The sequence below is a fragment of the Streptomyces sp. NPDC048337 genome (genome assembly GCF_043201175.1).
GTDB lineage: Bacteria > Actinomycetota > Actinomycetes > Streptomycetales > Streptomycetaceae > Streptomyces.
This window is the reverse complement of record NZ_JBICYR010000019.1, coordinates 1-16,465: the sequence shown is the minus strand read 5'-3', so window position 1 is coordinate 16,465 and position 16,465 is coordinate 1. Positions and strand designations below refer to the sequence as shown.

At 70.1% G+C, this 16,465-nt stretch carries 12 protein-coding genes; 9 read left to right on the top strand and 3 right to left on the bottom strand.

All coding sequences use genetic code 11. The features are described 5' to 3' along the window. Positions 1–51: 51 nt before the first annotated feature. Entirely contained in the window at positions 52–4,002 is a 3,951-nt protein-coding gene (gene eccCa / locus ACGFYU_RS26775; protein WP_393829868.1) for a type VII secretion protein EccCa, read from the bottom strand. Between the two features lie 196 nt (positions 4,003–4,198). Here eccCa and eccD point away from each other — a divergent pair, with 196 nt between their 5' ends. From eccD to ACGFYU_RS26745, 6 genes are all read left to right on the top strand, one after another. Next, positions 4,199–5,704 (top strand): type VII secretion integral membrane protein EccD, encoded by a 1,506-nt coding sequence (gene eccD / locus ACGFYU_RS26770; RefSeq protein WP_393829867.1) that lies wholly within the window; start codon positions 4,199–4,201, stop codon positions 5,702–5,704. Between the two features lie 184 nt (positions 5,705–5,888). Continuing rightward, on the top strand, positions 5,889–6,176 hold the full coding sequence (rpsO, locus tag ACGFYU_RS26765; protein ID WP_136213493.1) for a 30S ribosomal protein S15: 288 nt from the start codon (positions 5,889–5,891) through the stop codon (positions 6,174–6,176). A 332-nt stretch (positions 6,177–6,508) separates the two neighbouring features. Then, entirely contained in the window at positions 6,509–8,731 is a 2,223-nt protein-coding gene (locus tag ACGFYU_RS26760; protein ID WP_393829982.1) for a polyribonucleotide nucleotidyltransferase, read from the top strand. Beyond that, entirely contained in the window at positions 8,728–10,110 is a 1,383-nt protein-coding gene (locus ACGFYU_RS26755; protein WP_393829866.1) for a M16 family metallopeptidase, read from the top strand. Before ACGFYU_RS26760 ends, ACGFYU_RS26755 begins: the two co-directional genes overlap by 4 nt. Positions 10,111–10,136: 26 nt before the next feature. Beyond that, on the top strand, positions 10,137–10,889 hold the full coding sequence (dapB, locus tag ACGFYU_RS26750; RefSeq protein WP_393829865.1) for a 4-hydroxy-tetrahydrodipicolinate reductase: 753 nt from the start codon (positions 10,137–10,139) through the stop codon (positions 10,887–10,889). A gap of 15 nt (positions 10,890–10,904) precedes the next feature. Further along, entirely contained in the window at positions 10,905–11,357 is a 453-nt protein-coding gene (locus ACGFYU_RS26745; RefSeq protein ID WP_393829864.1) for a hypothetical protein, read from the top strand. A gap of 37 nt (positions 11,358–11,394) precedes the next feature. Here ACGFYU_RS26745 and ACGFYU_RS26740 read toward each other — a convergent pair whose 3' ends face one another. Both ACGFYU_RS26740 and ACGFYU_RS26735 read right to left on the bottom strand, forming a co-directional pair. After that, positions 11,395–11,955, bottom strand: coding sequence for a PH domain-containing protein (locus tag ACGFYU_RS26740; protein ID WP_393829863.1), 561 nt, complete (start codon positions 11,953–11,955; stop codon positions 11,395–11,397). Between the two features lie 48 nt (positions 11,956–12,003). Continuing rightward, the gene (locus ACGFYU_RS26735; RefSeq protein ID WP_393829862.1) at positions 12,004–12,243 is read right to left on the bottom strand and encodes a hypothetical protein; all 240 of its coding nucleotides are present in this window, start codon (positions 12,241–12,243) and stop codon (positions 12,004–12,006) included. 217 nt (positions 12,244–12,460) lie between these two features. Between ACGFYU_RS26735 and thyX the strand changes: the two genes are divergently transcribed. The 3 genes from thyX to ACGFYU_RS26720 all read left to right on the top strand — a co-directional run bounded on the left by thyX (position 12,461) and on the right by ACGFYU_RS26720 (position 16,127). Further along, positions 12,461–13,201, top strand: coding sequence for an FAD-dependent thymidylate synthase (thyX, locus tag ACGFYU_RS26730; RefSeq protein ID WP_393829861.1), 741 nt, complete (start codon positions 12,461–12,463; stop codon positions 13,199–13,201). Positions 13,202–13,427: 226 nt separating this feature from the next. After that, the gene (gene dapA, locus ACGFYU_RS26725; protein WP_393829860.1) at positions 13,428–14,327 is read left to right on the top strand and encodes a 4-hydroxy-tetrahydrodipicolinate synthase; all 900 of its coding nucleotides are present in this window, start codon (positions 13,428–13,430) and stop codon (positions 14,325–14,327) included. 114 nt (positions 14,328–14,441) lie between these two features. Then, positions 14,442–16,127, top strand: coding sequence for a ribonuclease J (locus ACGFYU_RS26720; protein WP_393829859.1), 1,686 nt, complete (start codon positions 14,442–14,444; stop codon positions 16,125–16,127). The last annotated feature ends 338 nt before the right edge of the window (positions 16,128–16,465 follow it).

The window sequence follows — 16,465 nt, the reverse complement described above, 5'->3', positions numbered from 1 at the left end:
CGGTCTTCACCGCGATTATCGGTGCTGCGCCACCGAGGGGAACAGCTTTCCTCACATCCCCGGCATCCGCCCCAGCTGCACCAGCGAGGTGCCGCGCCTGCGCGAGGCGAAGTACGCCCGGCCCGGCGGCATCGGACGCGGCCGCACGTTGCCGACGAGATCGCCCTCGGACGGGTCGCCGGACAGGACCAGACCCTGCGCGCCCAGCTCCTTGATCCGCTGCATGAACGGCTCGTACATCGAACGCGAGGCACCAGCCGAGTTCCGCGCGATGATGAAGCGCACGCCCGTGTCCCGGGCGAAGGGCAGGAACTCCACCAGCGGCGCCAGCGGATTGCCCTGGCTCGTGGCCACCAGGTCGAAGTCGTCGATGATGATGAACACGTCCGGGCCCGTCCACCAGCTGCGGTCGCGCAGCTGCTGCGGAGTGACGTCGGTCGGCGGCTGCCGACGCGAGAACACCCCGCCCAGCGCCTCCATGTGCATCTGCAGGGAGCTCGCCATCGGCGCGTACTCCAGCAGGTGCGCCTCCGGCAGCGCCCCGAGCAGGCTCCGCCGGTAGTCGCCCACGACCAGGCGCGCCTGGTCCGGCGAGTAGCGCTCCGAGATCTGCTGGGCGATGAGCCGCAGCAGGTTCGTCTTGCCCGACTCGCTCTCGCCGAAGACGAGGAGGAAGGGGTCGGACTCGAAGTCGACGAACAGCGGCTCCAGGTCGGTCTCGTCGATGCCGATCGCGATCCCGCGGCCGGGGTGCTCCCCGCCCTTGGGCAGCTGGTCGGCGTGGAGCAGCCGCGGCAGCAGCCGTACGCCGGGAGCCGCCGGCCCCGCCCAGTTCTGCTTCACGGCCTCCACGAAGGCCGCCGTAGCCTCCGACAGGTCCCCGGCGTCGTGCGAGCCGTCGATCCGCGGCAGCGCGCCCAGGAAGTGCAGCTTCTCCGCGACCTGACCCCGACCCGGCATGCCCGCCGGGACGTTCGCCGCCACCTTCCGGTCGAACTCGGAGTCCATGACGTCGCCGAGCCGCAGCTCCAGCCGGCTCAGCATCTGGTCCTTGAGCGCCGCCCGCACCTCCATGTAGCGCGCGGCGGTGATCACCACGTGGATGCCGTAGCCCAGACCGCGGGCCGCGATGTCGGTGACGACCTGCTCCAGGCCCTCGTACTCGCCGCGGAAGCCGCCCCAGCCGTCGATGACGAGGAACACGTCGCCCCACGGCTCACCGGGCAGCTCGCCCGCGGCCCGCCGGCGCCGGTAGGTGCCGATCGAGTCGATGCCGTTCGACCGGAAGAACTCCTCGCGGCGGTTGAGGATGCCCCCCACCTCCGCGACCGTGCGCCGCACCCGCTCCGGGTCCAGACGCGAGGCGATCCCGCCCACGTGCGGCAGCTCGGCCACCGCGGACAGGCTGCCGCCACCGAAGTCCAGCCCGTAGAACTGCACCTCGCGCGGGGTGTGCGTGAGCGCGAAGGAGGAGATCAGCGTGCGCATCAGCGTCGACTTGCCCGACTGCGGACCGCCGACCACCATCATGTGGCCCGCCGCACCCGAGAAGTCCCGGTACAGCACCTCGCGCCGCTGCTCGAACGGCTTGTCGATGAGGCCGAGCGGTACGACGAGCCCGCCGGGCCGCGTGTACCCGTCCGCGTGCAGCCCGCGCTCCGCGCTCGGCGCCAGCGCCGGCAGCAACTGGTCCAGCGGCGGCGCCTGGTCGAGCGGCGGCAGCCACACCTGGTGCGCCGGCACCCCCTGCCCCTCCAGCCGGCTCACGATCACGTCCAGCACCGTGTCGGCGAGCGCGTCGTCCTCGCGCGTCGACTGCGCGGCCAGGTACGCCGGGTCCGGAGCCGCGTACACCACCGGCACCGGGGCCGCCGTGAACAGCGCGGGCCGCCGCTCCACCGGGAACAGGCCCACCGACAGGTCCGGCCCGCCCGAGCGGTAGGTACCCGAGACGTACGCCGCCTTGAAGCGGGTCATCTCGTCCGTACCGAACTTCAGGTAGCCCGAACCGGGCACCGACGGCAGGTGGTACGCGTCCGGCACACCGATCGCGGTCCGCGACTCCGCCGCCGAGAAGGTCCGCAGACCGATCCGGTACGAGAGGTAGGTGTCCAGCCCGCGCAGCTTGCCCTCCTCCAGGCGCTGCGAGGCCAGCAGCAGGTGCACGCCCAGCGAACGGCCGATGCGGCCGATCTGGATGAACATGTCGATGAAGTCGGGCTTCGCCGTCAGCAGCTCGGAGAACTCGTCGATGACCAGCACCAGCGAGGCCAGCGGCTCCAGCGGGGCACCCGCCGCGCGCGCCTTCTCGTAGTCGTGGATGTTCGCGTAGTTGCCCGCCGCGCGCAGCAGCTCCTGCCGGCGCTGCAGCTCACCGCGGATCGAGTCGCCCATGCGGTCCACGAGCGTGAGGTCGTCCGCCAGGTTGGTGATGACCGCCGCCACGTGCGGCATCTGCCCCATGCCGGTGAAGGTCGCACCGCCCTTGAAGTCGGCGAGTACGAAGTTCAGCGTCTCCGAGGTGTGCGTGACCGCCAGGCCCAGCACCAGCGTGCGCAGCAGCTCCGACTTGCCGGAACCGGTCGCGCCCACGCACAGGCCGTGGGGGCCCATGCCCTCCTGCGCGGCCTCCTTGAGGTCCAGCATGACCGGAGCGCCGTCCTCGCCGACACCGATCGGCACGCGCAGCCGCTCACCGGCCGACCGCGGCCGCCAGGTCCGCGCCACGTCCACCGCGGCCGCGTCGCCCAGGTTCAGCAGGTCCGTGAAGTCCAGATTGGCCAGCAGCGGCTCGTCGTCGTCCCCGCCGCCGGTGCGCAGCGGTGCCAGCTGCCGTGCCAGGGCCTCCGCCGCGGGCAGCGACAGGGTGTCCGGGGTGCCCTCGTACGCGACGCCCCCGCCCGACTCCAGGCGCAGCCGGCCCGGACGCACCACGACCGACAGCGAGCCGCGCGGCTCGTCCAGCTCGCCCGCGACCACCTCGACGATGGTCACGCCCTGCAGCCCCTCGGCCGCCGCGAACACCGAGTCCGGCGGCACCATCCCGCCGTCCAGCACCACCACCAGGTGCGGCTGGTCCAGCACCGGGGACACCTCGCGGCTGAACCGCGGACGCCCCTCCAGCCGGGAGCCCAGCAGCCCCTCCAGCTCGGCGAGGTCGTCGCCGAACAGCCGCTTCGTACCGGCCCCGTCGACCTGCCCGGGGACCTGCGTGTGCGGCAGCCACTTCGTCCAGTCCCACGAGGCCACCGCACCGGGCGCGGCCACCACGGCCACCATCAGGTCCTCGGGGGAGTGCAGCGTCGCCAGCTGCGCCACCAGCGCCCGCGCCGTACTGCGCGCCGACTCCGGCTCACCCGACACCGTCACGTGGTAGAACGCCCGGATCGACACCGCCACCGGCAGCCCGTCCAGCGAGGAGTGCACCTTCAGGAAGCGCTGCATCGCGCCCGCCGTCAGCGGCTCCAGCTCGTCCACCGGCGCCGTGTCCGGAGCCACCAGCGGCGTCGCCAGACCCTGCGAGCCCAGGCCCAGCCGGGCCTGCCCGAAGTCCGCGTCGCCGACCCGCCGCTCCCACAGCCGTGAACCCTCGGCCACCACCGACCACAACTGCTCGGGAGCCGGGTGCAGATACAGCTGCGCGTCGCGCTGGGCCCGCGCGGTCCGGCGTACCTGACGCCGCGTCTGCGAGAGGTATTTGAGGTAGTCCCGGCGCACATCGGCCATTTGCCCCTGCGTACCCCGGCGGTGCCGGACCAGCTGGGCAATGATCATTCCCACCGTGGACGCCAGCATCAGCACGCCCATGATGCGCATGATGGGCATCGGCGTCATGAAGAAGAACACGACGGAGGAGCCCATGCCGAGCATCGGCAGGAGCTGCATCAGCATGCCCTCCTGCTGCCCCCGCGGGAGTTCCGGCGGAGCCTCCAGCCTCAGCTCGTCCGAAGGCACTTCGGGCGGCAGGGACCGTGGCGGGCGTTTGACGACGATCTGGCTCACCGGAGCATCAATCCCTCGAAAACGGACGGGACGTCGCAACCGGCGGCCCCAAGTCCCGGGCGCGAAGGGGGTCTCCTCCGCGCGACGGTGATCCTACTTGCCGACAGTCGGGCATTGGCCCGGTAGGGTGGCGCGCGCAGCATGCGCATCCGCGAATCGTCCGCCGACGCGGGCACCAACAAGGGGGGTCACACAGGTGAGTACGGCCGCAACGACGGGCTTCTGCAGGGTCACCGTCGTGGCCCCGGACAGCCGGATCGACGTCGCCCTCCCCGAGGACATCGCCGTCGCCGACGTCTACCCGGAGCTGCTGCGCCTCACCGGCCAGACCCAGCCCGTGGGCGCCCCCACCGGCTTCCACCTCGTACGCCGCTCCGGCACCGTCCTCGACGGCGCCCGCACCCTCGCCGCCCAGCAGGTCCTCGACGGCGAGGTGCTCAGCCTGCGCCCCTTCGCCGAGTCCCTGCCGCCCGCGGTCTTCGACGACGTCTCCGACGCCGTGGCCTCCGCCGTCGTCCGCGACCGGCACCGCTGGACCGACGACATGCTGCGCGGCGCGGGCCTGGCCGGCGCCGCCCTGCTCCTCGTCATGCTCGGCTTCGTCCTCTGGTACGCCGACCCCCTGCGCCACGACATGCACGGACTGCCCGGCATCATCGCCGGCGCCGCGGGCGTCCTGCTCACCGCCGTCGCCGGAGTGCGCGCCCGGGTCTACCGCGATCGCGGCTCCGCCGTGGCGCTCGGCCTCGGCGCCCTCCCGCACCTGCTGATCGCCGGCTCCGGGATCATCGCCCCCGCAGCCGGCCACGGCCCCGGCCGGCTCCAGTTCCTCCTCGGCTGCGTCTGCGTCCTCATCGCCTCCGTCGCCCTGGTCGCCCTGACCCCCAGCGGGGACGCCCCCTTCGTGGCGGCCACCTTCGTCGCCGCCACCGGCACCCTGGCCACCTTCACGGCCATCGCCACCGAGGCCTCCGCGACCGACGCCGCCGCCGTCTGCGCCCCCGTCGCCATCGGCCTCGTCGCCTTCCTGCCCGGGCTCTCCGCCCGCTTCGCCCGCCTGCCGATCGGCTACGCGGCACCGCAGAGCGCCACCGAGGACTACGAGACCCCGGACCGCTACGAGACCGAGCCGTACGGTGACCAGTCCGGCTCCGACCAGTACGAGCAGGGCGCCCCGCTCGACGCCGAGCAGATCGCCGCCCAGGCCCGCCGCGGCCACGAGATGCTCCTCGGCCTCGTCGGGGGCTGCGCCGCGGTCGCCGTCGGCGCCGCCGCCGTACTCGGCTTCTCCGACAACACCTGGGGCCGCCTGCTGGCCCTCACCACCGGCCTCGCCATGCTGCTGCGCGCCCGGCTCTTCCGCTACACCTCCCAGGTCGTCTGCACCCTGGCCGCCGGTCTCACCGCCATCGCCCTGCTGATCCTGGGCCTGGCCCTGCACCCGCCGGCCGACCTGCTCGAAGCCCTGGTCGTGAAGCACGACCACAGTGGCCTGGACCTCCGTACGATCTGGCTGACCGCCGCCGTCGCCGCCGGCGCTGCCCTCCTCACCGGAATTGCGCTGGTCATTCCCCGCAAGGGTCTGTCACCCTTCTGGGGGCGCCTGCTCGACCTCACCGAGGCCGCGGTGCTGCTCAGCCTGGTCCCGCTGACCCTGGCCGTCCTCGACGTCTACTCCCGGGTCCGCGCTCTCACCAGCTGAGACAAGGGGCTGCGGCAGCCTGGTACCCTGGCTGACGGCCGTTTGTGTACGCGTCTTCCGGATTCCTCGACAGAGGGTCTGTGGACTGCGCTCAGCGGACCCCGCCTCCCGAGTAACGGAAGCTCCCCAGAGACAAAGACCTGGGGCACTCGGTGGCAAAGAAGACCTGATACGAGGAGTAAGCGTGCCGCTCGACGCCGCTACGAAGAAGCAGATCATCGCCGAATTCGGTGCCAAGGAGGGCGACACTGGCTCTCCCGAGGTCCAGGTCGCGATGCTCTCGAAGCGCATCTCGGACCTGACCGAGCACCTCAAGACCCACAAGCACGACCACCACTCCCGTCGTGGTCTGCTGATCCTGGTCGGCCAGCGTCGCCGCCTGCTGCAGTACCTGGCCAAGAAGGACATCCAGCGCTTCCGTACGCTGGTCGAGCGCCTCGGCATCCGCCGCGGTGCGGCCGGCGCCAAGTAAGACGCCGTGAAGGGAGCGGTTCCCACATCCGGGGGCCGCTCCCTTTGCTGTACGTGCGGACCGGACCGGACCCTTTGTAGTCTGGAACGGACGCACGTGTACGTCTGAGCGGACGCAAGGCGTCGCACGGGACGTACGAAGACGTGCACAACTGAAGAGGAGGAGCGCCCTCCCTACGCCGCCGGTCCTCGGTAGTGGCATCCGGAAAGCCCCCAAGGGCAACGAACCGGGTGCTTCGATCGAAGACCGGCCCCAGGCCAGGCGCGCTTCTCCGCAACCGTCCACCGCCACACGGGCGGCGGACGGAGACGACGAAAATGGAGAAAACGCTAGTGGAGAACGAGACCCACTACGCCGAGGCCGTCATTGACAACGGTTCCTTCGGCACCCGCACCATCCGCTTCGAGACGGGCCGTCTGGCCCGCCAGGCCGCCGGCTCCGCCGTTGCCTACCTGGACGACGACACGATGGTGCTGTCCGCCACCACCGCGTCCAAGAAGCCCAAGGACCAGCTCGACTTCTTCCCCCTGACGGTGGACGTCGAGGAGCGCCAGTACGCGGCCGGCAAGATCCCCGGCTCGTTCTTCCGCCGCGAGGGTCGCCCCTCCGAGGACGCGATCCTCACCTGTCGCCTGATCGACCGCCCGCTGCGCCCGTCCTTCAAGAAGGGCCTGCGCAACGAGATCCAGGTCGTCGCCACCGTCATGGCGCTCAACCCCGACCACCTGTACGACGTCATCGCGATCAACGCCGCGTCCGCGTCCACGCAGCTGGCCGGCCTGCCCTTCTCCGGCCCGATCGGCGGCGTCCGCGTCGCGCTGATCAAGGGCCAGTGGGTGGCCTTCCCGACGCACACCGAGCTCGAGGACGCCGTCTTCGACATGGTCGTCGCGGGCCGCGTCCTGGAGGACGGCGACGTCGCGATCATGATGGTCGAGGCCGAGGCCACCGAGAAGACCATCGCCCTCGTCAAGGGCGGCGCCGAGGCGCCGACCGAGGAGATCGTCGCCGCGGGCCTCGAGGCCGCGAAGCCGTTCATCAAGGTCCTGTGCAAGGCCCAGTCGGACCTCGCCGCCAAGGCCGCCAAGCCCGAGGGCGAGTTCCCGGTCTTCCTGGACTACCAGGACGACGTGTACGAGGCCCTCGCGGCCGCCGTCAAGGGCGAGCTCTCCCAGGCGCTGACCATCGCGGGCAAGCAGGACCGCGAGGCCGAGCTGGACCGCGTCAAGGAGATCGCCGCCGAGAAGCTCCTCCCGGCCTTCGAAGGCCGCGAGAAGGAGATCTCCGCCGCGTACCGCAGCCTGACCAAGGCCCTGGTCCGCGAGCGCGTCATCAAGGACAAGGTCCGCATCGACGGCCGCGGGATCACGGACATCCGTACCCTCGCCGCCGAGGTCGAGGCCATCCCGCGCGTGCACGGCTCGGCGCTGTTCGAGCGTGGCGAGACCCAGATCCTGGGCGTCACCACCCTCAACATGCTCCGCATGGAGCAGCAGCTGGACACCCTCTCCCCGGTGACCCGCAAGCGCTACATGCACAACTACAACTTCCCGCCGTACTCCGTCGGCGAGACCGGCCGCGTCGGTTCGCCGAAGCGCCGCGAGATCGGCCACGGCGCGCTCGCCGAGCGCGCGATCGTGCCGGTCCTCCCGACCCGCGAGGAGTTCCCCTACGCGATCCGCCAGGTGTCCGAGGCCCTCGGCTCCAACGGTTCGACGTCCATGGGCTCGGTCTGCGCCTCCACCATGTCGCTGCTGAACGCCGGTGTGCCCCTCAAGGCCCCCGTCGCCGGTATCGCCATGGGCCTGATCTCCCAGGAGATCGACGGCAAGACCCACTACGTCGCCCTCACCGACATCCTCGGTGCGGAGGACGCCTTCGGCGACATGGACTTCAAGGTCGCCGGCACCAAGGAGTTCGTCACCGCCCTCCAGCTCGACACCAAGCTGGACGGCATCCCGGCCTCCGTCCTGGCCGCGGCCCTCAAGCAGGCCCGCGACGCCCGCCTCCACATCCTCGACGTGATGATGGAAGCGATCGACACCCCGGACGAGATGTCCCCCAACGCCCCGCGGATCATCACGGTCAAGATCCCCGTGGACAAGATCGGTGAGGTCATCGGCCCCAAGGGCAAGATGATCAACCAGATCCAGGAGGACACCGGCGCCGAGATCACGATCGAGGACGACGGCACCATCTACATCGGTGCCGCCGACGGCCCGGCCGCCGAGGCCGCCCGCGCCACGATCAACGGCATCGCCAACCCGACCATGCCGGAGGTCGGCGAGCGCTACCTGGGTACGGTCGTCAAGACCACCACCTTCGGTGCCTTCGTCTCCCTGCTCCCGGGCAAGGACGGCCTGCTGCACATCTCGCAGATCCGCAAGCTCGCCGGTGGCAAGCGCGTGGAGAACGTCGAGGACGTGCTCGCGGTCGGCACCAAGGTCCAGGTGGAGATCGCCGAGATCGACCAGCGCGGCAAGCTCTCCCTGATCCCCGTGATCGACGGCGAGGCCGCCGGCGACGAGGCTGACAAGGACGACTCCGACAAGTGATGTCGCGTAGTTCCCGTGTGACGGCCCGCCCCTCTTCGGAGGGGCGGGCCGTCGCCCGTACCCAAACCCTCCTCAAGGGGCAGAACGGCATCGGCACCGTCCGGCGCACGGTCCTCCCCGGCGGACTGCGCATCGTCACCGAGACGCTGCCCTCCGTCCGCTCCGCCACCTTCGGCATCTGGGCGCACGTCGGCTCCCGCGACGAGACGCCCACGCTGAACGGCGCCACGCACTACCTGGAGCACCTCCTCTTCAAGGGCACGCACAAGCGCAGCGCCCTCGACATCTCCGCCGCGATCGACGCGGTCGGCGGCGAGATGAACGCCTTCACGGCGAAGGAGTACACCTGCTACTACGCACGGGTGCTCGACACCGATCTGCCGCTGGCCATCGACGTCGTGTGCGACATGCTCACCGGCTCGCTGATCCGCGAGGAGGACGTCGACGCCGAGCGCGGGGTCATCCTCGAAGAGATCGCGATGACCGAGGACGACCCGGGCGACTGCGTGCACGACCTGTTCGCGAAGACCATGTTCGGGGACACCCCCCTCGGGCGTCCCGTCCTCGGCACCGTCGACACGATCAACGCCCTCGGCGCCGACCGGATCCGCCGCTTCTACAAGAAGCACTACGACCCGACCCACCTGGTCGTCGCAGCCGCCGGCAACGTCGACCACAACAAGGTCGTACGCCAGGTCCGCGCCGCCTTCGAGAAGGCCGGCGCGCTGACCCGCACCGACGCCGAGCCGATCGGCCCGCGCACCGGAGCCAAGCGCATCCGCACCGCCGGCCGCGTCGACCTGGTCAACCGCAAGACCGAGCAGGCCCACGTGGTCCTCGGCATGCCCGGCCTGGCCCGCACCGACGAGCGCCGCTGGGCCCTGGGCGTACTGAACACCGCCCTCGGCGGCGGCATGTCCTCGCGCCTCTTCCAGGAGGTCCGGGAGAAGCGCGGCCTCGCCTACAGCGTGTACTCGTACACCTCGGGCTTCGCCGACACCGGACTCTTCGGCGTCTACGCGGGCTGCCGCCCCAACCAGGTCCAGGACGTGCTCCGGATCTGCCGCGACGAACTCGACAAGGTCGCCTCCGACGGGCTGAGCGACGACGAGATCAAGCGGGCCGTCGGCCAGCTCTCCGGATCCACCGTCCTCGGACTGGAGGACACCGGCGCGATCATGAACCGCATCGGCAAGAGCGAGCTCTGCTGGGGCGACCAGATGTCGGTCGACGACATGCTGGCCCGGATCGCCTCCGTGACCCCGGACGACGTCCGCTCGGTCGCCCAGGATGTACTGGCCCAGCGGCCCTCGCTCGCGGTGATCGGCGCGCTCAAGGAAAAGCAGGCCGCCCGCCTCGACGAAGTCGTCGTCGCCTAGTCCCGTACGTGAGTGAAGGAAGCAACATGAGCAAGCTGCGCGTGGCAGTCCTCGGCGCTCAGGGCCGCATCGGCTCCGAGGCCGTCAAGGCGGTCGAGGCCGCCGACGACATGGAGCTGGTGGCGGCCCTCGGCCGCGGCGACAAGCTGGAGACGCTGGTCGAGGCCGGCGCCCAGGTCGCGGTCGAGCTGACCACCCCCGCCTCGGTGATGGAGAACCTGGAGTTCCTCGTCCGCCACGGCATCCACGGAGTGGTCGGCACCACCGGCTGGAACGAGGACCGCCTCGACCGGCTGAACACCTGGCTCGCCGGTTCCCCGGAGACCGGTGTGCTCATCGCCCCGAACTTCTCCATCGGCGCCGTCCTCACGATGAAGTTCGCCGCGCAGGCCGCCCGCTACTTCGAGTCGGTCGAGGTCGTCGAGCTGCACCACCCGAACAAGGTCGACGCGCCGTCCGGCACGGCGACCCGTACGGCGCAGCTCATCGCGGCCGCCCGCGCCGAGGCCGGCTGCGCCCCGCAGCCCGACGCCACCGCCACCGCCCTCGACGGCGCGCGCGGCGCGAACGTCGACGGCGTCCCGGTCCACGCCGTCCGCCTGCGCGGTCTGCTGGCCCATCAGGAGGTGCTGCTCGGCGCCGAGGGCGAGACCCTGACCATCCGTCACGACTCCCTGCACCACAGCAGCTTCATGCCGGGCATCCTGCTCGGCGCCCGCCGCGTGACGCAGACCCCCGGCCTCACCTTCGGCCTGGAACACTTCCTCGACCTCGGCTGATGAGGCAGTAGCACCATGCGCGCGAAGATCACGTACTTCCTCACGGCCGCCGTCCTGGTCGTCTACTTCGTCCTGGTCGGCAGCCGGGGCCTGCTGTTGATCCGGCACGGCACCTGGCTCACCGTCACCTTCGGCGTGGCCGTGCTGATCCTGCCGGTCATCGGCGTGTGGTTCCTGTGGAAGAACACCCAGTTCGTAACCAAGGCCAACCAGCTCGGAGCCGAGCTGGAGAGCGAGGGCGGACTTCCCGTCGACGAACTCGAACGGGACCGGTACGGCCGGATCCTGCGCGACTCCGCCGACGAGGTCTTCGCGCGCCGCAAGGCCGAGACCGAGGACGCGCCGGGGGACTGGCGCACCTGGTTCCGGCTCGCGGTCGCCTACCACGACGCCCGCGACACCCCGCGGGCCCGCAAGGCCATGCAGCGGGCGATCGCCCTACACGACAAGAAGCCCGTACAGGTCTGACACCTGTACGGGCTTCCCGTGCGCGCTGTTCGACGCCTCAGGCGGGCAAGGGCCGGTACTCGTCCGCCCAGGCCCCGACCTGGTCGGCGGCCCGGTCGAAGGCCTCGGCCCGCGACAGGAAATCGGCGTTGTGGTCGGTCAGCAGCACTGGCAGCTCCGCGCCACCGCGCCCGGCCGCCATCAGCGCCTGACCCTGTACGGTCCGCGGCAGACCGAGCCAGCGCACCGGCTGCTGCACCGTACGGAGCTCGTCGATCTCGCTCCACGCGATCGAGCGGGTCCGGAAGAACCCCACCCGGCGCAGCCCCGTACGGCTCACCCAGACGCCCGCACGCAGCAGCTGCACCGCCGTTCCGACGACGGCGAGCGCGGCGGCCAGGCAGACCGTGGCCCCGGCCAGGGCGCCCGCGAAGGCCACGATCATCGTCGCGAGCAGCATGAAGGCGGACAGCAGGAGCAGCAGGGCGGCACCGGCCACCCGCCAGGGGCCCGGCCGGTAGGGCCGGCGCCAGCGGTCGTGGTCGTCGTGGGCCAGGGCTTCGTCGCCGTCGTCACCCGCGTCGGACACACCGTCGGCCGTCAGGAAGGGCAGGGGCACGGCTGGACCTCACTCACATGCACGTTCGGTTGGGCTGTGACCGTGAGGCTACCGCCCCTCGGACGCCTCCGACTGCTGCGACTTCGCCGGCGCCTTGGCGGGCTCCAGTGCGGGCATACCGAAGAGCAGCGAGCCGGCGAGCCCCGCGACCACGGTCAGCCCGACCAGACTACGGGCGGCGATCTGCATCTTGCTCAGACTCTCGCGCGGCGGCGGAGTGACGTTGCTCCGGAAACGGTCGGCCTCGGCGACGAAGGCGAACGGGACGGGTTCGCGCCGGCGAAACATGAAGGGACGCTCCTCACTCTTCACGATCAGTGGTTGCCATCAGGTAGGACGTGCGAACCGCACAATCGGTGCCGGAATTCGGGACATTAACCAAATTTTATGGCTGTGCGTCAGCTGACCGCGCGCCCGAGCCGCCCCCGCAGCCTGCGCCGGCAGCCACGAGGAGCGCCGTAGAGTGGGCGCGCCCCATGAGAGACCCGTTCGGAAGGACCCCCCGGTGAGCGAGACCGCCGCTTCAGATCTGAAACCCAGCTTCCGCAGTGATGTGACGGTGGAGCTGGTGAAGCACTCCGCCGCCGACTCCGACGTGCTGTGGGCCGCCCGGGTCTCCACGGCCGGCGAGCAGTCCCTGGAAGAGCTGCAGAAGGACCCGGAGCGCTCGAAGGGTCTGATCAACTACCTGATGCGCGACCGCCACGGCAGCCCCTTCGAGCACAACTCGATGACCTTCTTCATCAGCGCCCCGATCTTCGTGTTCCGCGAGTTCATGCGCCACCGCGTCGGCTGGTCCTACAACGAGGAATCGGGCCGCTACAGGGAGCTGGAGCCGGTCTTCTACGTCCCGGACGCCGAGCGCAAGCTCGTCCAGGAGGGCCGCCCGGGCAAGTACGTCTTCGTCGAGGGCACCGAGGCCCAGCAGGAGTTGACGGGCCGCGTCATGGAGGACTCGTACCGCCAGGCCTACGAGGCCTACCAGGAGATGCTCGCCGCGGGCGTCGCCCGGGAGGTGGCCCGTTCGGTCCTGCCCGTCGGACTTTTCTCCTCGATGTACGCCACCTGCAACGCCCGCTCGCTGATGCACTTCCTCGGTCTGCGGACGCAGCACGAGCTCGCACGCGTCCCGTCCTTCCCGCAGCGGGAGATCGAGATGGTCGGCGAGAAGATGGAGCAGCACTGGGCGAAGCTCATGCCGCTCACGTACGCGGCCTACAACGCCAACGGCCGCGTTGCCCCGTAAGGGCTGGTTCGACTGCGACGTACAGATGTACGGAGTCAAGTCCTAAGTGTCCGTATTGCGACGTTTCGTAAAGTTCATCTAGGCTGATCAAACGGACCCGGCACTGCTTGAACCCCCGAGCAGGCAGTGCCGGGCTCCAACGCCCCCAGCTACCGCTGGGAGGTACCCCCGGTTGACGGTCCCCCGAGGGGACACCGCGAGCATGGCAGCGAGTAGCGTGTTACCCATGGCTCCGATCTCGACTCCGCAGACCCCCTTCGGGCGGGTCCTCACCGCCATGATCACGCCCTTTACGGCGGATGGCACTCTCGACCTCGACGGCGCGCAGCAGCTCGCCGTCCACCTGGTGGACGCAGGCAACGACGGCCTGATCATCAACGGCACCACCGGTGAGTCGCCGACCACCACCGACGCGGAGAAAAACGACCTCGTACGAGCCGTCCTCGAAGCCGTCGGAGACCGCGCCCACGTGGTCGCCGGCATCGGCACCAACGACACCCGCCACACCCTCGAGCTGGCCCGCCAGGCCGAGGCCACCGGCGCCCACGGCCTGCTGGCCGTCACCCCGTACTACAGCAAGCCGCCGCAGGAAGGCCTCTACCGGCACTTCACGGCGATCGCCGACGCCACCGGCCTGCCGGTCATGCTCTACGACATCCCCGGCCGCAGCGGTGTCCCGATCGAGACGGAAACCCTGGTCCGGCTGGCCGAGCACCCCCGTATCGTGGCCAACAAGGACGCCAAGGGCGACCTCGGCCGCGCCAGCTGGGCCATCGCGCAGAGCGGCCTGGCCTGGTACTCGGGCGACGACATGCTGAACCTGCCGCTCCTGTCGGTCGGCGCGGTCGGCTTCGTCTCCGTGGTCGGCCACGTGGTCACCCCCGACCTGCGCGCCATGCTCGACGCCCACCTCGCCGGGGACGTCCAGAAGGCCGCCGAGATCCACCAGAAGCTGCTCCCCGTCTTCACCGGCATGTTCCGCACCCAGGGCGTGATGACCACCAAGGCCGCCCTGAACCTGCAGGGCCTGCCCGCGGGCCCGCTGCGGCTCCCGCTGATCGAGCTGACCGCCGAAGAGACGGCCCAGCTCAAGATCGATCTTGCCGCCGGCGGGGTACAGCTCTGACAACAGACTTCACAACTGAATAAGCATGATCAAAAAAGACAACAGCAAGTGCACGAATGACCTGCGCGCCACGTGCCTTCCGAGGTACGTGGCGTGCGTGGTGAGGAGAGACTTTTGAGCCATCCGCATCCGGAACTCGGTCCGCCGCCCAAGCTGCCCAAGGGCGGCCTGCGGGTCACCCCCCTGGGTGGCCTCGGCGAGATCGGCCGCAACATGACCATCTTCGAGTACGACGGCCGTCTGCTCATCGTCGACTGCGGTGTCCTCTTCCCCGAGGAGGAGCAGCCGGGCATCGACCTGATCCTGCCGGACTTCACGTCCATCCGGGACCGCCTCGACGACATCGACGGCATCGTCCTCACGCACGGCCACGAGGACCACATCGGCGCCGTCCCCTACCTCCTCCGGGAGAAGCCGGACATCCCGCTGATCGGCTCCAAGCTGACGCTCGCCCTCATCGAGGCCAAGCTCCAGGAGCACCGCATCCGCCCCTACACCCTCGAGGTGAAGGAAGGCGAGCGCGAGAACCTCGGCCCCTTCGACTGCGAGTTCATCGCGGTCAACCACTCCATCCCGGACGCCCTGGCCGTCGCGATCCGGACCGGCGCCGGCATGGTCGTCGCCACCGGCGACTTCAAGATGGACCAGCTCCCGCTGGACAAGCGCCTCACCGACCTGCACGCCTTCGCGCGTCTGAGCGAGGAGGGCATCGACCTCCTCCTCTCGGACTCGACGAACGCCGAGGTCCCGGGGTTCGTCCCGCCCGAGCGCGAGATCTCCAACGTCCTGCGCAACGTCTTCGCGAACGCCCACCACCGGATCATCGTGGCCAGCTTCGCCAGCCACGTGCACCGCATCCAGCAGATCCTCGACGCCGCCCACGAGTACGGCCGCCGGGTCGCCTTCGTCGGCCGCTCGATGGTCCGCAACATGGGCATCGCCCGCGACCTGGGCTACCTGAGGGTCCCGCCGGGCCTCATCGTGGACGTCAAGACCCTCGACGACCTGCCTCCCCACGAGGTCGTCCTGGTCTGCACGGGTTCCCAGGGCGAGCCGATGGCGGCCCTGTCCCGCATGGCCAACCGCGACCATCAGATCCGGATCGTCCCGGGCGACACGGTCATCCTGGCCTCGTCCCTGATCCCGGGCAACGAGAACGCGGTCTACCGCGTGATCAACGGCCTGACCCGCTGGGGCGCCAACGTGGTCCACAAGGGCAACGCGAAGGTGCACGTTTCCGGCCACGCGTCGGCGGGCGAGCTCCTGTACTTCTACAACATCTGCAAGCCGCGGAACCTGATGCCGGTCCACGGCGAATGGCGCCACCTGCGCGCCAACGCCGAGCTCGGCGCCATGACGGGCGTCCCGAAGGACCGCATCGTCATCGCCGAGGACGGCGTGGTCGTCGACCTGATCGACGGCAAGGCCCGCATCGCGGGCAAGGTCCAGGCCGGCTACGTGTACGTGGACGGCCTCTCGGTCGGCGACGTCACCGAGGCCTCGCTCAAGGACCGCCGGATCCTCGGCGACGAGGGCATCATCTCGGTCTACGTCGTGGTGGACAGCACCACGGGCAAGGTCGTCAGCGGCCCGAACATCCAGGCCCGCGGCTCCGGCATCGAGGACTCCGCCTTCGGCCCGGTCGTCGCGAAGATCGAGGAGGCCATCGCACGCGCGGCCTCGGACGGCGTGGCGGAGCCGCACCAGATCCAGCAGCTCATCCGCCGCACGATGGGCAAGTGGGTCTCGGACAGCTACCGCCGCCGCCCGATGATCCTCCCGGTCGTGGTCGAGGTCTGACCCGCGCGCTAGCGGCGTCACCGGAGCGGGGCAACCGGATTTGCATCCGGGGGCCCCGCTCCAGTACGTTTACGTCTCCACCCCGCACGACACCCGGGCACACACGTGTGCCCGTACCTGTCGCGTGGGCGGGTGGCAATCAGCACTCAGGTAGACCTGATAAAGTCTGATCCACCCGAAAGGGAAAGGCCCCCCGAAGGCCATCGGAATTCCAATCCAGTCGGAAACGGCAGGGAAACGAATCTGATAGAGTCGGAATCGCCGGAAAGGGAAAACGCGAAAGCGTAGAACCTGGAAAGCGCCGAGGAAATCGGGCCCGAAAGAGTCTGATAGAGTCG